The sequence below is a fragment of the Methanoregula formicica SMSP genome (assembly GCF_000327485.1).
GTDB classification, from domain to species: Archaea; Halobacteriota; Methanomicrobia; order Methanomicrobiales; family Methanospirillaceae; genus Methanoregula; species Methanoregula formicica.
The window spans coordinates 1,347,622-1,366,537 of the sequence record NC_019943.1 but is presented as its reverse complement, the minus strand read 5'-3'; the positions used below and the strand labels follow the sequence as shown (position 1 = coordinate 1,366,537).

At 36.6% G+C, this 18,916-nt stretch carries 16 protein-coding genes; 6 read left to right on the top strand and 10 right to left on the bottom strand.

The genetic code is table 11. The features are described from left to right. Positions 1-22: 22 nt before the first annotated feature. From wecB to METFOR_RS06965, 4 genes are all read left to right on the top strand, one after another. On the top strand, positions 23-1,084 hold the full coding sequence (wecB, locus tag METFOR_RS06975) for a non-hydrolyzing UDP-N-acetylglucosamine 2-epimerase (protein ID WP_015285413.1): 1,062 nt from the start codon (positions 23-25) through the stop codon (positions 1,082-1,084). A gap of 21 nt (positions 1,085-1,105) precedes the next feature. Further along, positions 1,106-2,377, top strand: a complete 1,272-nt coding sequence (locus METFOR_RS06970) for a flippase (RefSeq protein ID WP_233504474.1) — start codon at positions 1,106-1,108, stop codon at positions 2,375-2,377. A gap of 136 nt (positions 2,378-2,513) precedes the next feature. Continuing rightward, positions 2,514-3,338: a class I SAM-dependent methyltransferase gene (locus METFOR_RS14835; protein ID WP_015285411.1), complete on the top strand. Its 825-nt coding sequence runs from the start codon at positions 2,514-2,516 to the stop codon at positions 3,336-3,338. 143 nt (positions 3,339-3,481) lie between these two features. Then, positions 3,482-4,237, top strand: coding sequence for a TylF/MycF/NovP-related O-methyltransferase (locus METFOR_RS06965; RefSeq protein WP_015285410.1), 756 nt, complete (start codon positions 3,482-3,484; stop codon positions 4,235-4,237). A gap of 1,260 nt (positions 4,238-5,497) precedes the next feature. Here the strand turns inward: METFOR_RS06965 and METFOR_RS06960 are convergent. The 4 genes from METFOR_RS06960 to METFOR_RS06945 all read right to left on the bottom strand — a co-directional run bounded on the left by METFOR_RS06960 (position 5,498) and on the right by METFOR_RS06945 (position 10,758). Beyond that, positions 5,498-6,961 carry a glycosyltransferase family protein gene (locus tag METFOR_RS06960; protein WP_148277624.1) on the bottom strand — a complete coding sequence of 488 codons (1,464 nt, stop codon included), beginning with the start codon at positions 6,959-6,961 and terminating at the stop codon, positions 5,498-5,500. 356 nt (positions 6,962-7,317) lie between these two features. Beyond that, positions 7,318-8,412, bottom strand: a complete 1,095-nt coding sequence (locus tag METFOR_RS14525; protein ID WP_148277623.1) for a glycosyltransferase family 4 protein — start codon at positions 8,410-8,412, stop codon at positions 7,318-7,320. Positions 8,413-8,417: 5 nt separating this feature from the next. After that, on the bottom strand, positions 8,418-9,629 hold the full coding sequence (locus METFOR_RS06950; protein ID WP_015285406.1) for a glycosyltransferase: 1,212 nt from the start codon (positions 9,627-9,629) through the stop codon (positions 8,418-8,420). Further along, entirely contained in the window at positions 9,604-10,758 is a 1,155-nt protein-coding gene (locus METFOR_RS06945; RefSeq protein ID WP_015285405.1) for an N-acetyl sugar amidotransferase, read from the bottom strand. Before METFOR_RS06945 ends, METFOR_RS06950 begins: the two co-directional genes overlap by 26 nt. Positions 10,759-10,835: 77 nt before the next feature. Between METFOR_RS06945 and METFOR_RS14520 the strand changes: the two genes are divergently transcribed. Both METFOR_RS14520 and METFOR_RS16190 read left to right on the top strand, forming a co-directional pair. Next, positions 10,836-11,045 (top strand): type 1 glutamine amidotransferase family protein, encoded by a 210-nt coding sequence (locus tag METFOR_RS14520; protein WP_052310769.1) that lies wholly within the window; start codon positions 10,836-10,838, stop codon positions 11,043-11,045. 35 nt (positions 11,046-11,080) lie between these two features. Then, positions 11,081-11,302, top strand: coding sequence for a type 1 glutamine amidotransferase family protein (locus METFOR_RS16190; RefSeq protein ID WP_394295930.1), 222 nt, complete (start codon positions 11,081-11,083; stop codon positions 11,300-11,302). Here METFOR_RS16190 and METFOR_RS06935 read toward each other — a convergent pair. From METFOR_RS06935 to METFOR_RS14830, 6 genes are all read right to left on the bottom strand, one after another. Further along, complete coding sequence (locus METFOR_RS06935) at positions 11,287-12,429, bottom strand: N-acetyl sugar amidotransferase (protein ID WP_015285404.1); 1,143 nt, start codon at positions 12,427-12,429, stop codon at positions 11,287-11,289. The genes METFOR_RS16190 and METFOR_RS06935 overlap by 16 nt on opposite strands. Further along, positions 12,426-13,538: a DUF354 domain-containing protein gene (locus METFOR_RS06930; protein WP_015285403.1), complete on the bottom strand. Its 1,113-nt coding sequence runs from the start codon at positions 13,536-13,538 to the stop codon at positions 12,426-12,428. The genes METFOR_RS06935 and METFOR_RS06930 overlap by 4 nt, the downstream gene beginning before the upstream one ends. Further along, on the bottom strand, positions 13,535-14,956 hold the full coding sequence (locus METFOR_RS06925; RefSeq protein ID WP_015285402.1) for a B12-binding domain-containing radical SAM protein: 1,422 nt from the start codon (positions 14,954-14,956) through the stop codon (positions 13,535-13,537). Before METFOR_RS06925 ends, METFOR_RS06930 begins: the two co-directional genes overlap by 4 nt. Positions 14,957-15,109: 153 nt before the next feature. Beyond that, positions 15,110-16,120 (bottom strand): lipid II:glycine glycyltransferase FemX, encoded by a 1,011-nt coding sequence (locus METFOR_RS06920; protein WP_015285400.1) that lies wholly within the window; start codon positions 16,118-16,120, stop codon positions 15,110-15,112. Next, positions 16,120-16,914 (bottom strand): hypothetical protein, encoded by a 795-nt coding sequence (locus METFOR_RS06915; RefSeq protein WP_148277622.1) that lies wholly within the window; start codon positions 16,912-16,914, stop codon positions 16,120-16,122. The genes METFOR_RS06920 and METFOR_RS06915 overlap by 1 nt, the downstream gene beginning before the upstream one ends. Further along, complete coding sequence (locus METFOR_RS14830; protein WP_158491358.1) at positions 16,911-18,572, bottom strand: glycosyltransferase family 2 protein; 1,662 nt, start codon at positions 18,570-18,572, stop codon at positions 16,911-16,913. Before METFOR_RS14830 ends, METFOR_RS06915 begins: the two co-directional genes overlap by 4 nt. Positions 18,573-18,916: the final 344 nt, after the last annotated feature.

The following is an 18,916-nucleotide window of genomic DNA, read 5'->3' as shown; positions in this document are numbered from 1 at the left end:
TCGTGAATGGAAGTCTGGTACCATGAAGATAGTCACCATTGTCGGGGCACGGCCGCAGTTTATCAAATGCGCTGCGGTGTCAAGGGAAATACGGAAAGACCATACCGAGATCCTCGTACATACCGGACAGCACTATGACCCGGAGATGTCGGATATTTTCTTTAAGGAACTCCAGATTCCCCGGCCGGATTATTATCTTGGCGTGGGATCGGGTACCCACGGGAAGCAGACCGGCCAGATCCTGGAGAAGATCGAGGAAGTCCTGCTGAAAGAAAAACCCGAACTTGTCATGGTGTACGGCGATACGAACTCCACGCTTGCCGGTGCGCTTGCCGCGGTGAAACTGCATATTCCGGTTGCCCATGTGGAGGCCGGCCTGCGATCGTTCGACCGCACGATGCCGGAAGAGATCAACCGGGTTGTCACGGATCACGTTTCGGATCTTTTGTTCTGCCCAACGGAAACCGCAGTCAGTAACCTTGCTTATGAAGGAATTCGTAAAGGGGTGCATCTGGTTGGGGATGTGATGGCGGATGTGCTGTGGTTCAACAAGGAACTCGCCAAAAAAAATTTCCACGTGATCAAAAAATTGGGGCTTACTCATGGCGACTATGCTGTCGCAACAATTCACCGACCTGTAAACACGGACGACCGTGAAGCGATTTCATCCATCATCCGAGCATTTGAGAAAGCAGAGATATCGATTGTGTTTCCGGTTCATCCCCGCACCCGGAAATATCTTGTTGAATACGGCCTGTTTAAACGAATGCCGAAGAATGTTCGCATCACCGAACCGCTAGGATATCTTGACATGATCCGATTGATGAGTAACGCAATAAAGATTATCACTGATTCGGGCGGGATCCAGAAAGAGGCATACATTCTCGGGATACCCTGCATCACGCTAAGGGAAAAAACTGAATGGGTTGAGACGTTGCAGAACGGGTGGAATGTGCTGGTGGGGACGGATGAGGGGAAGATCCTGGGTGCGCTGAAAGCCCCTTTACCCTTAAAACCGCAGCCGGAGTTGTATCCTGTTGGTGCGAGCGAAAAAATCTGCGAAATTCTTCAATTCTCTAAGTAAAAAAGGTGAGTTTGTCTGCAGTTGCCAAAAATATCCCTAAGTAAAGCAATGGTGGATGTTCAATGGGCTTTCATTAGTATAATTACAGCATCATTAGCTCATTTCATTCTTAGAATTATATTTGGGAGGGAACTCGGACCAGAGGGACTTGGGATCTATACTCTTGCATTCACAATATATCTTTTCGGAATGCAGTTCGCGGCATTTGGGATTGGATCTGCATTAACAAAATACGTCGCTGAATTTATTGATAATACTACAACCGTCCGTAATTACGTATCATCCGGGCTGACCAGTTCGATTATAACCGGTACCCTTATGTGCATTATACTCTTCATCTTTGCACCATTTATTGCTATTTCTTTTTTTAAGGTTCCGGAATTAGTGGGATTGCTCCATTTGATAGCGATTAGCCTCCCGTTCATCGCGATTCAGAAAGCAGTGCTTGGAACATTAAATGGTTTTCGAAAAATGCATCTTTATGCATTTTTAAATGTCATCCAGAATGTTACTATTCTCGTAACGTCAACAATCTTAGTACTGTTCTTTGACAGAGGGATTACAGGGGCCGTGATAGGATTTGTTGCACCTACCATTGTGATAGGAATCTTAAGCCCGATTCTGATTCGAGAATATCTTCAAACGAGTTTTTTTTGGATTTATTCAGCATTACGAGATACAACGTTTTTTGGATTTTATATAGTGCTTGGCGATTCTGTTTCGTTTCTTAATACACAAATGAGTATCATTCTTATGGGTTACTTCTTATCTCCATCAGATGTTGGTATTTATGCGGTTGCTGCGATTCTTGCCCAAATATTAGTATTAATTCCCGGGGCTATACAGACAGTAACGAACCCAGTAATTGCATCATTATACGGAAAGGGAGATATTGAAGGAGTTCGCCGTGTCTTTTATTCTACACTCAAGAAAAGTTTTCTTCTTACTGCGGGTAGTGCAATAGTTATTGCAGTTTTTGGGCCATATGTCATAATTCTCTTGTTTGGTGACATTTTTTTGGCATCATACATTCCTTTATTGATATTGTTATCAGGATATGCGATTGGTGCATCATTTGCAGCGGTTGGAACCACACTCTCAAGTATCGGAAAGGTACAGGTCAGTTTCTATGTGGGTGTCGTAGGTCTCGTGATAAACATCATCATAAATTTATTATTAATCCCGATCTTTGGAATTGTTGGAGCAGCAATGGCGACAAGTGCCACAATTATTATCATTTTCTTGATTCTCATCAGGATAATTAACAAATGTTTGCATACCCCTTTGGTATAATCTAACATATTATCCATTTTCATTTTTTCTTAATATTTATCCCGACTAGCTCGAAAATAAAATCTAATGATTTCTGATTGGGTGATAAAAAAAATGATCCGATAAAATAAAATCTTTTTAAATCCGGAATGGATGTATGAATAATAAGTGGATACGAAAAGGTCATCATATCATTCAAATATTTCGAACAATTATAACAAATCCTAGTTCAATTGGTAATGTTTTAACAGATGAGGTTGTAATACGAAAACGGATAATTCAAAAATATGGTTTTGAACGAGGTTTACCAACATTAGATTTATTAGATCTTTTGCCCGAATTTGTCGATACAGTCTATCCCATCAGTTTTTTAAGTGATGGATCCACGCCAATTGATTATCTTCTGCTAAACTCACTAGCAAAAAAGTATGATCACTGTCAATATCTGGAGATTGGAACCTGGAGAGGGGAAAGTATTGCAAATGTATCACCATTTGCTGAAGAATGTTATTCCATAAGTTTAGCAAAAGAAGATCTTTTAAAAGAAGGATATTCAGAAGAAATGGTAAGATCAATGAGATTTTTTTCAGAAAAATTAAAAAATGTTATTCATATCGGAGCAAATTCAAATAACTTTGATTTTGGGTCAATTAATAAAAAATTTGATATCATATTTATTGATGGAGATCATAGTGAGGATGCTATAATATCAGATACCCAAAATGCATTTAAATTACTTAAAAACGACGATTCTGTTATTATTTGGCATGATTATGGACATACGCCCGAACGCATTAGATGGGAAACATTGGCAGGAATCATGGAGGGATGTCCACCAGAATTCAGGAATGATATATTTCATGTATCTAATTCCCTTTGTGCTATATTCACCAGAGAAAAATTTACTACAAAAACATTCGATTTCCCTAGCGTTCCAAATAAAGTGTTTACCCTTAACGTATCAGTGAAAAAAATTGGATGACGTGTTTATATACCTCGATCGATATTTAATTTGGAGAGGTTTGTTATTAAACGCAAATTTTCTGAAATATCCAAAATTTTGTATGATGCACCCATATTTGATGAATCGATAATATTAAGTTCCCGTTTATTAACAGAGATATTATGGTAAATTGGAAGACATCTGCTAGAAAAATTTTTAATTTTCTTGGATATGATATTAAGAAAAATAATTACCCGATCGATTTTGAAAAAAAGGATATTGAAATTATTGAATCGGTTCTCCCATTTACATTGACAAACACAGACCGGATATATCCATTAATCCAATCTGTGAAATATATCATTGAGAATGAAATTGAAGGTGATATTGTTGAATGTGGTGTATGGAAGGGCGGAAGTATGATGACGGTAGCATTGACTTTGAACAATTTAAATCAATTTTCAAGAAATTTATATTTATATGATACATTTGAAGGAATGCCTAAACCAACAGAATCTGATGTTGACTATATTGGTGAACCAGCAATAGAGACATTTCAAAAAGTTAAAAAGAGTGATACTGCTTCTGATTGGGTTAATTGCTCATTGGAAGAAGTGAAAAAAAATCTGGAATTAACAGGCTATCCCAAAGAAAAAATATTTTATATAAAAGGCCTGGTTGAAGACACAATTCCTAAAGTAATCAGTGATAAAATTGCAATTTTAAGATTGGATACTGATTTTTATTCATCTACAAAGCATGAATTAAACATGTTATACCCCAAACTCTCAAAAGGGGGTATTTTAATTATTGATGATTATGGATATTGGGCGGGATCGAGGAAGGCGGTTGATGAATATTTCAAGGAAAATAGCATAAAAACCTATTTACAGCGTCTTGATTATTCCGCTCGTCTTTGTATCAAATATGATTGTTAACTTCGCTCCATAGAAATCCATGATTCGGTAATTTTTGGCATGATTATGGACATACACCCGAACGCATTAGATGGGAAACATTGTCAGGAATCATGGAGGGATGTCAACCAGAATTCAGGAATGATATATTTCATGTATCTAATTCCCTCTGTGCAATATTCATCAGAGGAAAATTTCCTATAAAAACATTCGATTTCCCTAGCATTCCAACAAAGTGTTTAAACTTAACGTATCGGTTAAAAAAACCGGATGATATCATTTATACAATTCAATTAATATCACATTCGCTGTTGTTTGATTGTTAATCCGAACTCTATTTTTTTGAAGATGATATTAATTATATATTTCATATGGATTTTTTAGAATATCCAATAAAATGAAAAATAAGGTATTTTTCTTTGTTTTGATTTTACAAAATTTTTCAAAATTTGAAAATGTCCGATACCATGCAGGTTTCGATTTCGGCATTGATAATTTTTATTTTTAAATTTACCTCATTGGCAAGTTTAGACAGGATGAATAATTCCATCGTGTTAGATGGTGTGGAGGGTTATTCAGAGGGGCGAATAAAAAAAAGTTTCGTATGAGGTGGGGGAAAAAGGAACGCTAATAAAAATTTTTCCATTATTTCGCAATAATGGGAGTATTGAATTAATAAGATCTTTAGGATTACTGATGTGTTCGAGACTATGAAATAGGCAACGTAATCAAAAAATTTTTGATATTCATTTCTTTGAGAGAATACTTCAATATTTTCGCAATATGCTATCAAATCTTGTTTCTTACATTTTTCAATTGATTATAAACTTATATCAAGACCTACCCCGTGAACAATTAACTTTTGTCGAATTGTTTTTAGAAATTCACCATTTCCACAACCAATCTCCAATAGTGAAATCTGTTCTTTATTTCTCTTTTTCATTTCATCACGCAGAATATCCCATTCCCATCTTTTTGCAGGATAGTAATCAGATTGGTTCGTGATCCAGGCATAAAATTCGGTTGATCCTGGTACTGAAGGATCTGCCCACTCTAATGAACATTGTCGACATTTATTGATGGAATAATCAATTATTTCTACGGTTTCAGGTAATTTTTTTGTTAAAATTATTTTCTAACTCATTTTTCAAATAATTCGATGAAAGTGAACAAAGGAAATCAGATTCTGAACAACATATCGGACATATTTTTACGGGCATATTGGAAGTCCTACAACCAAGAAAAACATCTTTATAATAAATCTTTACTTTACATTTTTAATTAATATATATCAAATATCTGAATATTAAGGCTATGGTAAATCTTCGCATTAATCGACTGATCATTTCTGAACCGAGAATAATCGTTTTCAGTATATCTGCCAACTTCGATATATCCCGGGATTTTCTGATACATAAGTTCATCAATTGTCAGTAAAACGACATAACTTTGTTCACCACGTTTTAAATTTATTTCCGTGAATGATTGAGTGTTATCTGAATAACCAAAATGATCAGGTACCATTACCATTGAATCATAATTTTTATCTGATAATAAATCCTGAAACCTTCTGATTGAACTCAGGGGAGTTAATACTTTTTCAGTAATCTTTGTTCCAAAGAACCATTTCATTCCGTGGACTTCATTATTGGTCAAGGCATCATTTGTTTTAAAAATATTTGGTGAATTAAAAGTACCAAAAAGACTCAGGCTCCATATACCAGATAATATCAATAAAAATAAAAATATTTTTACTAGCGGGGATTTAAATCTCATGGAAATCACATAAAGAGATACAACAAATAGCGGCACCTGAGCGTAGATAATAAAATTTAAATTTGTTAATCGATCTGATTGATGAGAAATTATTGGATTGAAAAAAAGGATTAGTTCTAACATTAAAAAAAACAGGTAAAAAAAAGCCCAAAAAGCTATATAATTTTTTAAAACAAGAGTGATTCTGTCTCGTTTTAAATAGATGATAATAATAGCGATTATAATAATCAGAAGTGGAATTGTATAACGTCCATAGTATACCGTCAACAATTTAAAAAGTTTATCGGGATTCATATTTATACGGGTTAATTTATCAGTGGTCTCGAAAAAAACCGGTTCCGTTACTCTCTGCAGATAAGATCGATAACTTTGGTAAAAGTCCCCCATGAGTGTTGAACAGAAAATAAACCACGAAAGAAATCCAATTACAACCATTAAGAATAAGTGCAGAATTCGTAAATAGTTCAAATTTTCAACTTTTTTAAGAATTTGGCTGAATATTATTAAAGCGAGAAATGTAGAAACTACCAAAAAAACAATGAATGGGTGCATAAATGGAACAAGAAGTATGAAAGGAAATACTAATACGGTATTAATAAAATTTTGATGTTTGATAAATTTGAACACTAGATAGAGGATAAGAGGAATAATTGCAAAAAATAAACCATGTGGAACATTTAGAAAATTATAAGGACCGAGATAAAAAATAAATGATGCGGGGATGGCAATATTAATAAGAATCTGATCTTCGAGGAAAAGACAACAGCATAAAAAAAGTCCTCCTGCAAAAAGGAAGGAACAAACAAGCGGAATTACGAAAGAGATAATATGGGGATCAAGGCCTGTTACTATTGAGAGAGCAGCGCCAATAATATGGCTGGCTGGATAAATATCCCACCCAGAAATACTGCCAGATGTACTAATCTGGAGGTATTCACCAATATATGTCATGTCATCTGCCCGTCCCATTGAGTAATAACCTAACATATACGGGATGATGAGAACTGCAGAATAATTGAAAAAAAGTAATAATATACCAAGTTTTCTGTAAATTCCCTGACTACAAAATATCGCTGTTGATCCTATTATATAACAAACAATCAATGACAAGAAAAAACTAAGTGGTAGTGCCGAATAGATGTCGACAATATATCCTTGAGGTACACAAAAAAAAAATACAAGAAAATTATTTATTGTTAACGAATATCCTATTGTCAACAGGATTTTTGACATCCGCTCTTTATTATGGCAAGAGGATATAATTTGAATCATTCTAGAATTCAATTGGGAGAATGTAGTGTGTTGAATAGGAAAAACCATACAAATCACGGCGAATTCACAATCTCACTGCCATTTCCACGATATAATAATATAAATGTCTTTGTTGCATTTTCCCACGTGAATTTATTTTTAGCTGTGTAATACGCATTTTGAGAAATTTTTTCACATATTTCAGGGTTCTGAAGAAGAAAATCAATTTTTTCAGCAATTTTTTTGGGATTGGGCTCTACTAAAAATCCATTGATACCACTTTCTATTGCTTCTGGGATACCAGCAATCGGTGTCGCGATAATAGGTTTCCCCATAGACATCGCTTCTAACAATGCTATTGGCAATCCATCACCTAACGTTATATGAGTATAAATCTCACACATCTTCAATGGAATAAAGGGATTCTCGATATTCCCTGTAAAAATAACATGTCTTTCCAAACCAATCTCGTTGGAAAACGCCCTCACCTCTTCCGAATATCGCCCTTCTCTCGTAACGATGAGTATAATATTAGGATATGATTTTTTCACTAAATAGATGGCCTGAAGTAGAATCTTTAGTCCTTCAGCTTTGTAGGGAAGAGCAGTCATACCAATTGCTGTAAGAATAATCGAATTGTCATTAATACCATATTGTTTTTTAAATTCCTTTACTTGGTAGTCTGGAACAGTGATCGTATGAACTCCCGCATAGGTAATTGCAGAATTTTGGAATGAAAACCTGTCAACTTCAATAATTCGTTCTTGCAATCTCTCCGAAACAAACGTCACACAATCACATGTATTCAAGAGAATCTGGAAGAAAAACTTTGCAAATAATTGTAAACTTTTATCAGGTTCTGTATGGAAAGTATGGATCAACCTGCATCCAAAAATTTTCTTGTAGATCACTCCTGGGAGGAGACAGTACCACGTCCCTTGAGTGTGGATTACATCAGGTCGAATCTTCAGTAACTGCCGGAAGCAGGTTAATGAGAATGCGATCTTGTTCTGCCCGCCACAGAATTGCTCCGGATCGTTACCTTCCCTGAAAAACACGCTGACATCGATCCCTTTGTCCTTCAAAGCTTGTACTAGGTTTACGACATATGTTTTGATACCTCCACCTTCGCTGTTCTTCCAGTAATTCGTGATAAGTGCAACCTTCACAAATCTCACACCGAAATCTTTGTAAATACCTTTAAAGTTTCCTTTGCGATATTTTCCCACGTAAACTGCTTCGCATACGCAAGGATCTTCTTCTGGTCCCACTTTCGATCCAATGCCATCATTATTTTATCGGCAAGGTCACCAATATCAGCCGGTTCAACGACTAAACCATAATCTTCAGAAAAAATGACCTCTGGTACCCCTCCGACCTTCGTTCCGATAATTGGCTTTCCGCATCCGAGAGCTTCGAACATTACAGTTGGGTTGCCTTCATTGAGACTGGGTAATACAAATATATCACAGGCATTTATCCATAACGGGATCTCATCATGGGGCTTTTTACCTACGAGCAAAACATACTCACCAAGCCCCTGGAACAGAATTTGCTTCTCAAGGGTACGTATCTCGCTTCCCATTCCAACAACGATGCAGAGAATATCCTTCCTTTCCTTAATGATCTCGTTGACTGCATCAATCAAATATTTTTGACCTTTCACGGGTTCAAGATTTCCTACATTGAGGAGAATCTTCCGGTCTAGTGGAAGACCCAACACTCTGCGGCTCGCTGCCATCTCTCTTGGCGAGAAGAGATCACTTCTGAATCCATTGGGTATAATATAAACTGGAGTGTCGACATCCAATTTCTGGATACATTTGAGATTACTTTGACTTACGGTAATAACTGCATCAGCCTTGTTCAGGACATATTCAATCTTCTTTTTCCAGATTGCATCTTTGAATGGAAGAGAATAGATGTCATAGCCATGTGCTGTAACTAAGAACGGAACATGATACAGGTCTTTCAAACGGGCACCAACATAACCAGAAGACCATGTGGCATGTGCATGCATAAGGTCAAAATGAAAGTAATTCTTTCTGATGATACTATTTACAGCACAAAAATGTTGTTCTCCCAATCGTTTATAAAAAAAATCGAGGGGGGCATAATAAACGGGTGTTGGAAATACAGAAATATTATGGGGAATGTTTATGCAATTTATTAGATTTTTCTTTCGAAAATTTGTTAAAGAATTGATTGGAAGTATGGTTGAAATTTCTGCAATCGGATTATGTCGAACTAATACTTTTACGTTCGAAAAAAAAATTGCGATTGATTCCGTTTGATCTTTAACAAAGCTATAATATTCAGGTGCAATAATAAGTAAATCTTTATTCAAATTATGCTCCCCCTTATATATTAATATGAATTTTCCCATAAATTTTGTCCGGGTAAAGTTTTAGTTTATATGCTATGTTAATGAAAAATCTCATTTTCATGATTAATGGATAATTGGTTTTGTAATCATAAAAATATCGATTGGGTGCTTTCATGATCTTTTGGTATTCATCATTGGTAATATTCAATTTATTAATGATAAACTGGATATCCTGAACAACTAACTCTTTGGGATAAATCACTTCTTTTATTTTTTCTAAAGCATCATCCCGTGTTAGCTGATTTGAACGAATTAATGCTGAAAATTCAATGATGCGTTTTTCAATCCCGAATTTTTTTGGAAGATAATATCCATGGATGAATCGTGTATATACATTTTCAAAATGGTGTCCCCCATAGTATTGCCATCCCACCTCTTTTTCCAAGACCTTCATAGCTTCATGCTTGTTATAATTCATATAATAAAGGGGTTTAATGAATTGTATCTGCTTGATAAAATGAAAATAGAATAAATCCGCCATTGAAAGATTAGGAATTTTCTGCAGTTTTTTCCCTTTTCCGAATTGTTTGTAAACACTCTTGATATATTTGCCATCCCCATAACCCCAGGCGGAGGGTTGTTTACCTTCAGTTCTGAAATTACTTCCATTAATAATAAATTTCACATTTTCCTTAACCGCGATTTTATACAGAACGCTTAAATATGCAATATCTGTGGGCATATCAGCTTCAGGAACAGAAGATCGTAAAAAAGCAATTTGTAAATCCTTGAATTCTTCCCAATCTGCAACCCAGGTGTCAAGATCAAAATCCAATTTCGTTGTTGCGTTTTTAATATTTCTTACAGAAATTTCACTATTCCATCCATTATCGAAATGGACCGCAAGAGGACGTAGTCCCCATTGTTTTGCGAGATAGAGGCAATAGGTACTATCAGTGCCCCCGCTTACTCCTATAATACAATCATATTTTTTTCCGTTGCCTTTATTTTTAATATTTTGAATAATTTTTTCGAGGTGTGCTTTCCCTTCCACATTTAGGGGGGAATTATTTTCTCTCTCATTGTGTTCATGACAAAAATTACATACTCCATCGGAATCAAAAAAAATATCCGGAATAGTAGTATCGCAAATGCATTTTGAACAAATCTGGTAATCTGAAGAAGTCATAATATCTCATCAATGTAGTAGTATATATAACCATTAATGCTGATTAAAAAGACTTAACAAATTATTACCGGTGAATAATGATTACCATTATTGATTATGGCTTAGGGAATATCGGTACTGTTGCCGCCAAGATAAAAAAATTTGATACACTCGTGAAAGTTACATCTGACCCTAACGAAATATCTGATGCGGATAAGTTAATTCTTCCCGGAGTGGGATCCTTTAAAACCGGGATGGACCACCTAAAAAGCAGAAATTTGATTAATATATTGACAAAAAAGTTTTGAGAGAGAAAACACCCATTCTGGGTTTTTGTCTTGTGATGCAACTATTCACAAAAAAAAGTGAAGAAGGTGGGGTTGATGGATTGGGTTGGATTGACGCGGATACAATACGTTTTAATTTTAATCAAATACAAAAAGATCTTAAAATTCCCCATATGGGATGGAATACCGTCCAAATCCAGAAACAAATTCCTCTTCTGAAAAATATTGAAACAAACTCTTGTTTTTATTTTTTTCAGTCATATCATTTCCGATTATAACTTCCATAAATCTTAGTCGGGAATAAATGCAGTTTGTATGCAATCTCAATAAATGGTTTTAATTTACAAACCAGAGAATAATACGAATCGAATTCAGTCTGAGATCTCGGATTGGAATTAATAATTTCGTTAAACTCATTTTGTTCAATACCAAAATTATTACAGAGAAATTGAATATCTTCCTTTACCATTTCATCACTGCATGCGGGCAACTCAAGTTTATTCAAAGCTTCTTGTCTGCTCATCTGATTGGATCGAACCAATGCAGAAAAATGAATTTTCCTTTTATCAATTCCAAATTTTTTGGGTAGGAAATATCCTTGGACAAATCGACAATATCGAGATTCATGGTGACCGATACCATAATCAATCCAACCTAATTCCTTTTCGAGTATCTTTTTTACATCCGATTTAATATATGGTAAGTAATAGAGAGGACGGACAATCTGTATCCTCTTAATCAAAAAATAATAAAGGTAATCGCTGAGCATTAAATTAGGGAACTTCTTCAAACTAACACGGCCGAACCGATTGTGAATGTCAGTCAGGTATTTCCCATCACCATAACTCCAACCAGGCGGCATTTTTCCTTCAGTTTTAAAACAATTTCCAACAAAAATATATTTTATCCCAAACTTCACGGCACAGTGATACAATGACGCAGTAATCGCCATATCCGGAGGGGTTTCAACATCAGGAATCGATGCCCTGAAAAAAGCTAATTCGAGATCAGATATTTCAGACTCATCAATTTTTACCGTATACAAATCGACATTCAGTTTTTTTACTGCGGTTTGAACATTATGGACAGAGATTTCCGTATCACTCCCATCATCAATGTGAAGTGCCAAGGGATTGAGACCATATTTTCGTGCAAGATATAATGTATAGATGCTATCTGTTCCTCCACTAATTCCAATAAGACAATCATATTTTCCTTTGCTTTGATTGTTTTTGATGTTATCAACGATCTGTTGAAATTTTTTATACGTGTTTTCATTGGAAGGGAACTCAAGTTCGATAAGGTCATAATTTTTGCAGAGACTGCATACACCGCGATTATCAAATGTGATTCCTGGAATGCTATCATCACAGACACATCTTGCACAAATTTGTTTTTTTTTCATAATGTTTCTCCAGTTACAGGACTCCATAAATATTGCAGATCGGGGTTATTCCTCATTTCCATAACACTTTGGGGATACGCATCTATGAACCAAACCATAAATGCGGTTATATTTACCTTGTCCTTTAATAATAATTCCTTACGAGGTTTCCAAATCTGTTTTATGTTTGGTATTTGAGCTAAATCTACCGCCTTTTGTATGGCATCATATGAATTTTTATAGTTAAAAATCAGGCAATATTTTTTCTCAAGTTCGATAAAATTTCCCATGTCATTTTGTCCAACAAATGAATTATATCGAATAGCTGGTGTACCTAGTACTGCTGATTCTGTTGTCATCGTTTGAGAGTCGGATACTAGAAATTTCGCAAAATATAAAAAATCATGAATTTTCTCTGGCGGTATCGGCATTCGATATTTTTCCAAATCTTTTGGAAGTTGAGACTCAGACGAAATATATACAGGCAAATATTTTTCAAGTTGCTTTATGAGTAAATGCTTCTCGTCATTATTAAATCCATTTTGACCAATGTCATGATATGCACCCCATGAAACGAATCTGATTACCGCATAACTATCCGGCTCTTTTATCCCTACACTCTCAATTGTTTGAAAATTTGGAGAGAAATAATTCGGATGCAATGACGCAAGCTCCTTAAAACTATTAATTCTAATTTCTTTTGATCCAAAATTATGTTTAACTGAATTCAATGTAAGAATAATATTTGAGAATGGAATTGTAATGAGATCTGCAAATTTAACTACTTCAGGTTCTGAATCTATAAAATTCATCGATGGTTTATGTAAGAGAGTGGCCACATGAGCGATTGCCGGATTAAATAATCCTATAAAAAAATCCGGATTATAAATCCTCGCAATTCGAAATATTTCAATCTCGCGTTGAACCAATTCTATTACTAAATTAAATCGACTTGATCCTTTCTTCCCTACTCGTTGAAACGGGATATCATAAGCCTCCAATAACTGAATAACGACATCTTTATCGCGTGCCGTTACAAGGATTTCATGGCCCCGTCTCTTCATTTCCCAGATAAAATTTTTAAATAAATGAACATGACCCGGATGGCTGATATCTATAAGAATTTTCATTTCGAGTCCTCATGGATCATCCCTAACAATCCCAAAAAGGATCGAAAATCTGACCTTATTGTTGCAAAATTCTTCCATTGCCGTACCCTTTTAAATATATATCTGTAATTTAAATAATAGTCACGATAGGCATTTTTAAAAAGTGAATGTACTTCATCTGGAGTAACGGTATCCAATGTCATTACAGGGTATAATGTCGATTCAAACCGATTCCAATCGGATCTGTTTAACCAACCATTTTTCACAGCTAATTGATAGAGAGGCGTCCCAGGGTATGGGGTGACGATGTTAAAAGAGGCATAGTCTGGTTGTAAAATGTTCGCCAGAGCAATAGTTTTTTTTATTGACTGGGTGGTTTCATGAGGATGACCAAGCATAAAAAAACCTGCTGTATGTAGCCCTGATTTTTTTGCAATTTCAAATCCCTTTTTTATTTGATCAACAGTAATTTCTTTTCCGATGTATTGTAAAATCTCATTATCGCCACTCTCAACACCTAAACAAATTGTATGGCATCCAGAATCTTTCATTGTTTTTAATAATGGCTCACTTATTGAGTCTACACGAGTATTACATACCCAAGATATGTCGATTTTTTCCTTTCGAATTAATTTACAGATATCAAAAATTCGTTTTTGATTATAAGTAAAAGTATCATCCCAAAATTTTATTTCTTTCACTTTAAGTTCTTCGGAGAGATATTTTAGTTCATTTATTATATGATCTGGGGATCGAGCTCTGAATTTTTTTGAAATAAGCCAAGAACAGCAGAAAATACATTTTCCCGGACATCCACGAGAAGTCATAGTAGCGGTTAAAGGTGCTCTTTTTGCATAGGGTAGTGAATAGACACGAAGATTTAATAGGTCATGTGCAGGAAAATTAAGAATATCCAGATTTTCTAGTTCCTCCCTATATCCATTATTGATTATCGCTTCACCATTCCTTGAAATACAACCCTTGATTTCATTTTTGTTTCCACGTAAGATGATCTCTTTTATTGTTAACTCGTGTTCGTTAATTATTGCATAATCTAACTCTTTATAGTCTAAAAGAATTTTTTCTCCAAGGGCTGTAATATGCGGACCATAGGTCATGGTAATTATTGAAGGATCGATCTCTTTTGAAATTTTTGCAATATTCATATCCCAATCGATTGTAGGAGTCGAATTTGAGAAAATTACATAATTTGGTCGATGGTTGTTTATCATTTGAGATAACGAAATAAAATTTTGTTTATTTGCATTAGCATCGATAATTTTTACAGATGCAATATCTCTGATATTTGCAGCGATCATTGCTAAATCATATGGGGGGAATGTGTACCCTGCTTTTGAAAAACCCATTGCACCTTTATCGCGAACACATACTCTGTCCGGTTTTGGTGACGGAGGCACGATTAATAATACATCAACCATTTATACCTCCCAGATAACAAATTCGAATGTATTCAAATAATCCCTTGAGAATTTACAGGTTAGTCTAACATTTTTTTGATACTCAATTAATTTCCATTTTATCTTCCTTGTTTGCATTGCCGTGTTTGTGATCATCAGATACACCTTGAATTGCTAAAGAGAGAGTTTTTGATAAATTTTAAATCCGAATTTTGCAACTCGAATTTTGTTAATGGAATAGTTATGAACATTCCTGCCATAGTTTACTAATTCCCCACCGAACCTTCGTTTAAACTCACGAGGACCATAGGGTTTATCTGGTTCTCCTGCACCACCAAAATCGAAAATTGAATAGTTATTTTTAATCCCCCATTTCAGAATATGCCAAACAAGGCATTCGTTTGGGTAAAAAGATAATGAATTAACTGCCGCCCCTGCATACCAATCATAAATCCTATCTTTATAATTCAAAACCGCTCTTGCACCTATATAATTATCTCCCTGTCGTGCTAAGAAAAATTTTGCATATCCCATTGGAACTAAATGTTGAAACGCGGATTTAAATAATGATATATCTGCAAGAGGTATTTTGACATTTGAATAAGTTTCAAGAAGTAATTTATAAAATATTGGGATTTTTTCAGGATTTGTCATTTCTTCAACAATAACATTATATTTTTCGGCACGATTAATATTTTTTCGCCGTGATTTATGAATCTGACTCCAAAGTTTTTCCTCGGGTTGTTTCAAATTTATTAAAAAATTTAAATGGTCTTTATGTGTGTAATAATCAATTGGATTCAACTGTTCTTTGATATCAAACATATTTCGGATTTCTGTGTATAACGCAGATCTGCATACAAGTGAATCATATTTCTGAATTAATTCTGTTGTGATATCTTTTTTTGAGTCGGAAACAACAAGGGGACCTCCATGAATAATTGAACGAGCAGAAAAATCTCCTAAAAAACCACTTATCTCACGAATAATAACCCCGATTAGAACTCCTTGAATTTTTTGAGATTGAGAATCAATTACTGCAACAGGTATTGGCGAGTAATTTTTTGTCTCCTCATAAACCCTACACAATGCCATAGTTTGAAAAATATTCCCCTTTGGATGGGCAAAAACAAAATTATCCCATGTTTTATCAGAAATATCATTGAAACAATTGTCTTTATCCATTATCGCACCATCATGAGTATTTTTTTCCCGCAATTTACCATGTGATCTAAAGTGTAATTAATAACCCACTCCCCGTTATGATTCGTCCATCGCTCCGGATGTACGGTAAGATACAGACTTGTTTTTTTGTGATTTTTAATCCAGTCAATGAGATTATCCGTGGTTTGAACCGGCTGACTATTAGATCTCGTACCGGGCATATTGTCACGTAAAGAATTCATTCCATTCCAATTTCGACCCGTATCAGTGAGATATTGAATATCGGCACCTTGGAATGAAAGATATGCTTCACCGAGAATTTTAAAATCCTTAAAATCATAATGTTGCCAGAGATCACGATTGTCATATCGACTCATCGGATTACCATGCATGCAAATGGTCTTAATATCAAAGATCTCTCGCATAGAGCAGAGTTCCATCTCAAAAATATGAATTGCTTTTACAGGATCTCCCTTTGCCTTTACGAATGCTTCATAATGATAGCCAATTTCATGTCCGAGGTCACGGATTTTTTGGACTATCTCTGGCTTGAACGTATCCGGGTAACGGAAATAAAACGATGACTGGATATCCAGTGTATGCTCAAGTTCAGCGATACATAGTGCATTTCTTATTTTACGGTCGATATCATGTCTTATGATTGCAATATTATTCAATGGTGAATCACGGGTATGACGTCGTTCCAAATAATCACATACAGTAAGCGGTGAATAACCACACTCAATAAGTGCAGTGCATAATTCTCGATATTTATCTAAAGTAAAATCACGACTCAATTGATTCACCTTTTTCACGCATACCACCCATTCGGCATCTTCTCCTGCTCCATATCATAGAACATTGCAAAGAACAGCATCTGCAACCCGAATCCAAACATAAGCAAGGAAACGGTTAGGGGAACAAACATGGCATAATCAAGGATGTATTTATAGTATAATGTATACAGTCCACCAATTATGCCAATCCCCGTAAACACCGCCCCCGCCACATAGAAAAACACCAGCGGGTGGAAGTTCAGTACAATATACTTCATCTTCAGCCGCCAGAGGAAATCTTTCAGCAACAGCCACGACACCCGGTAAATATACGTACTATACTTAATCTTCGACTTCTCCATACCGTACCGTGCTGGATGCGGAACATTAATGACTCGGAAACCGAGGACATTCAGTTTCACAAGGACATCATTACAATACCCATACCGCGGGTAGATGCCGGTAAGACTGATCCGTTCGAGCGCCCGCTTCGATATGACCGTGTACCCATTCTGGGGATCCATCATCTGCCAGTAACCGGATGCTATCTTGGTGAGCATGGTGAGCGTGCTGTTGCCGAGATACCGCCACTTGCTCATGCCCTTCCGGAATTCCTGGTTGATGAGACGATTGCCCATGGTGTAATCGCAGCGCTGTTCGACAACGGGGTCGAGAAGTTCCGGGAGGAATCGCGGATCCATCTGGTTGTCGCCAGCCATGACGGCTACATAATCCATGCCATCTTGTAACGCTTTTTTATATCCGGTAACGATTGCAGAACCAACACCCTGGTTCACCTCATGTTTGATGGGGACGATGGATGGATCGTTCTTCGCATAATACTCTACAACTTCCTGCGTCCGGTCTTTCGAGCAATCATTCACCACATACACCCGGCACACGAACTCCGGTATGCCGGCCAACGTATCTCCAATCAGCCGCTCCTCATTGTACGCAGGGACAACGACCCCGATCTTACTCCCGCGGTACAGGCAGACTTTCATATCGCATTCTGCTGCTGCGGTCAGGTCGTTGCGACGCGTAATGGCCATGTCCTGGACAAAAAGCCCCTTCCGGGAAAAAAGGGTGACCATGAAGGGATCGAACTGTTCGTTGTTCGGGAGCAGGTCAAGCAGCATGACGCCTTTCACGCTTAATGCCCGGAATGTCGACTCCGGGTCCGTGCTTTTGAACTCACGCTGTGATTCCTGAAGGTTTTTGGCCTTCACGTCATTATTGAATTCGAAGGGGGGGATGACCCTTCGTCCTTTCAGGTACCGTGATCCGATGACAAGGTCGGCATCCTCGGTTAAAACCGGTTCGACAATCGCAGGAATATCCTGTGTCAGGTGCTTTCCGGAACTGTCGATGAGAATAACTGCTTTGCACCCATACCCGAGCGCTCTCCGGCACCCGGCCAGGATGGAAAAAACCCGTCCGCCGCCATATTCCCGGGCATTGATGACAGTCGCACCGGCTTGTTCGGAGACCGTAACGGTATTGTCAAACGAGTTGTCATCAACGACAATCACGTGGGGCGTATACTGGCGCGCAAGAAGGACAAGGCTCCCGATGGATAATTCATTGTTCTGTGCTGGTATGACAACAGCGATGCGGGGATCAGGAGTTTTCAGAAATTCTTCAGGGTGATCGGAAATCTCCGCGCTGCCCGGGTTTGGCGTTGAGCAGGATTCCATAGTTGGAAGTGGAGTATTGTTAGTCATATTGATCCGCGAATGTAACGGGATATTTGGATTTTTGCATTCCTGGGGAATTATACTCAAGACATATACATCCACCATTATTCCATTTATTCTTTTCATTTCCTTTTTGATAAAACGCGAAAAATAATCCGGCCAAACCCGGGTGTTCGTTTGACGTTTCTCCGGTTTTATGCAGTCAAAAATTCCTCATTTACGTCGGACGGAAGTACATGGGACAGTCATAAAAATGCGATAATCTGTCCTAACGCACCACATTCCCCGTTCCATTTCCTGCAAAAATCCCTGAAAATGACAGATTTTTTCTCAAAAAGTTTAAA

Excerpts from the sequence above, each read along its gene's own strand:
- wecB (WP_015285413.1), top strand. The coding sequence starts at position 23 with ATGAAGATAGTCACCATTGTCGGGGCACGGCCGCAGTTTATCAAATGC.
- METFOR_RS14835 (WP_015285411.1), top strand. The coding sequence starts at position 2,514 with ATGAATAATAAGTGGATACGAAAAGGTCATCATATCATTCAAATATTT.
- METFOR_RS06965 (WP_015285410.1), top strand. The coding sequence starts at position 3,482 with ATGGTAAATTGGAAGACATCTGCTAGAAAAATTTTTAATTTTCTTGGA.
- METFOR_RS06960 (WP_148277624.1), bottom strand. The coding sequence starts at position 6,961 with ATGGGACGGGCAGATGACATGACATATATTGGTGAATACCTCCAGATT.
- METFOR_RS06950 (WP_015285406.1), bottom strand. The coding sequence starts at position 9,629 with ATGGGAAAATTCATATTAATATATAAGGGGGAGCATAATTTGAATAAA.
- METFOR_RS06945 (WP_015285405.1), bottom strand. The coding sequence starts at position 10,758 with ATGACTTCTTCAGATTACCAGATTTGTTCAAAATGCATTTGCGATACT.
- METFOR_RS14520 (WP_052310769.1), top strand. The coding sequence starts at position 10,836 with ATGATTACCATTATTGATTATGGCTTAGGGAATATCGGTACTGTTGCC.
- METFOR_RS16190 (WP_394295930.1), top strand. The coding sequence starts at position 11,081 with ATGCAACTATTCACAAAAAAAAGTGAAGAAGGTGGGGTTGATGGATTG.
- METFOR_RS06935 (WP_015285404.1), bottom strand. The coding sequence starts at position 12,429 with ATGAAAAAAAAACAAATTTGTGCAAGATGTGTCTGTGATGATAGCATT.
- METFOR_RS06930 (WP_015285403.1), bottom strand. The coding sequence starts at position 13,538 with ATGAAAATTCTTATAGATATCAGCCATCCGGGTCATGTTCATTTATTT.
- METFOR_RS06925 (WP_015285402.1), bottom strand. The coding sequence starts at position 14,956 with ATGGTTGATGTATTATTAATCGTGCCTCCGTCACCAAAACCGGACAGA.
- METFOR_RS06920 (WP_015285400.1), bottom strand. The coding sequence starts at position 16,120 with ATGGATAAAGACAATTGTTTCAATGATATTTCTGATAAAACATGGGAT.
- METFOR_RS14830 (WP_158491358.1), bottom strand. The coding sequence starts at position 18,572 with ATGGAATCCTGCTCAACGCCAAACCCGGGCAGCGCGGAGATTTCCGAT.